This window comes from Chryseobacterium polytrichastri (assembly GCF_900142445.1).
Taxonomy (GTDB): Bacteria; Bacteroidota; Bacteroidia; order Flavobacteriales; family Weeksellaceae; genus Chryseobacterium; species Chryseobacterium polytrichastri.
In genome coordinates this window covers 1-1,804 of the sequence record NZ_FRAV01000089.1, presented here as the reverse complement: position 1 = coordinate 1,804, position 1,804 = coordinate 1, and the positions used below count along the sequence as shown (strand labels likewise).

The window sequence follows — 1,804 nt, the reverse complement described above, 5'->3', positions numbered from 1 at the left end:
CTTGTATATCTTTTTTTAGGATAAATAAGGAGATTTTCTCTTCGCAGATAATCAAACAATGCATCTCTGCCTATTTTTATCTTTTCAAGCGTAAATGGAGTTGCTAACTTTGTTAGGACACAATTCTTATACTCTTTATCTTTAAGAGTATGAAAAAGGTCAGAAAAAATTACAGTTTAGAGTTTAAAATCCAAGCCGTATCTTTAAGTGAGCAGCGAGGCAATGTATCCTCGGTAGCTGAAGAATTGGGGATTTGCAAAGAAAGTCTAGTCAATTGGAGAAAACTTCAGAAAGAAGGTAAACTTAGCAAGGAAAAACAAATATCCTCAGATCCCATAAGGGAAGAGCTATTAAGACTTCGAAAGGAGCTAGAAGAAATAAAGCTTGAACGCGATATCTTAAAAAAGGCGGTAGGCATCTTCTCCAAGAGAGACGGGTAAGATATAAATTTATCAAAGAACACGCTAGAGTGTTTCCTGTCGGGAAGATGTGCGAAGTATTAAAGGTAAGCAGGAGCAGTTTCTATCATTGGAAGAAAATAAAACCTACTATGCGATCAGAAAGAAGAGCTGTTTTATTTGCGGAGATCTTCAGTATTTATCATTGGAGCCGTGGCAGATATGGTAGCCCCCGGATTGTCAGGAAACTGGAATCAAAAGGAATAAAAGCTTCTCGCCCTTTTGTAGCAAAACTGATGAGAGAAAGAGGTTTAAGAAGTATTGTAAAGAAGAAATTTAAGAAAACGACTAATTCTTCTCACCGATACCCCGTTGTAGAGAATTATTTAAATCAGAATTTTCAGGTTAAAAACAGTAAAGAGGTCTGGGTATCTGATATTACCTATATCCGCACAGGTAAGGGCTGGCTATACCTTACCACAGTTATTGATCTGTTTGACAGAAAAGTTATAGGCTGGTCATTAAGTGAGACGATGAAGGCTCAGGACACCAGTGTTGCAGCCTTGAAAATGGCAAGGCTTCACCGTCCTTTACGGGATCATGATAGCTTGATTTTCCATTCAGATAGAGGGATACAGTATGCATGTACAGAATTTACGTCAATAGTCGGAAAAAACATTATCCGAAGCATGAGTGGAAAAGGGAACTGTTATGATAATGCGGTAGCGGAGAGCTTTTTCAAAACTCTGAAAACCGAACTTGTCTATCAAAATAAATATGAAACTAGAGATCATGCCAAAAACTCTGTGTTTGAATATATAGAAACATTTTACAACACTCAGAGAAGGCATTCGGCTTTAGGAAATTTAACCATAAAAGAGTATCAAAATTTAATGTCTAATCAATCTAAAAATGTAGCGTAAAGAGTATATAAATTTTGTCTCAAAAATAGTTGCAAGTTCACTTAATACTAAGTATTCAAAATGGCACAACATAAAAGTTTTAAAATGAGCCTGACTAATTTAGTTAAAAGCATACATTTTAATGATGTGATTTGTAAATTCAATTATACTCGTAAAGAAGTTGATAAGGTTGATAATATTAGTAAATCTGCAATGAAATAGTTCGATAATTGCTCTGTTGAGTTCACTTAATGACACCATTAGGACAATTTAGGCCAAATGGTGTCATCTTATTTATAAATACTTGTTATTCAGTCTATTTAAAGTATTTTTCGGATCAGTTCCAAAACTTGGGGACTACGCAAAAAGTTTAGATAATCTAAAAAGGAAAAACGATTTATCTCGCACACCTCTAAGTTGTAATCTGAAGTTTTTTATTTTGGCATTGAAAGACTCAGCTGCCGCATTCGTGCTACGAGCATTAAAATAATTGAGAATATCATC

General features: G+C 34.9%; 2 protein-coding genes. One reads left to right on the top strand and one right to left on the bottom strand.

What is annotated here, in order from left to right; genetic code table 11:
* Positions 1-149: 149 nt before the first annotated feature.
* Positions 150-1,321 (top strand): IS3 family transposase gene (locus BUB80_RS23130; protein WP_228433958.1). Its coding sequence is split into 2 segments (ribosomal slippage): positions 150-396 and positions 396-1,321, totalling 1,173 coding nucleotides; the frame shifts between segments, so codons are not numbered across the junction.
* Between the two features lie 336 nt (positions 1,322-1,657).
* On the opposite strand, the gene BUB80_RS23125 is transcribed toward BUB80_RS23130, so the two are convergent.
* On the bottom strand, positions 1,658-1,798 hold the full coding sequence (locus BUB80_RS23125) for a transposase (RefSeq protein WP_083547388.1): 141 nt from the start codon (positions 1,796-1,798) through the stop codon (positions 1,658-1,660).
* Between the last annotated feature and the right edge of the window lie 6 nt (positions 1,799-1,804).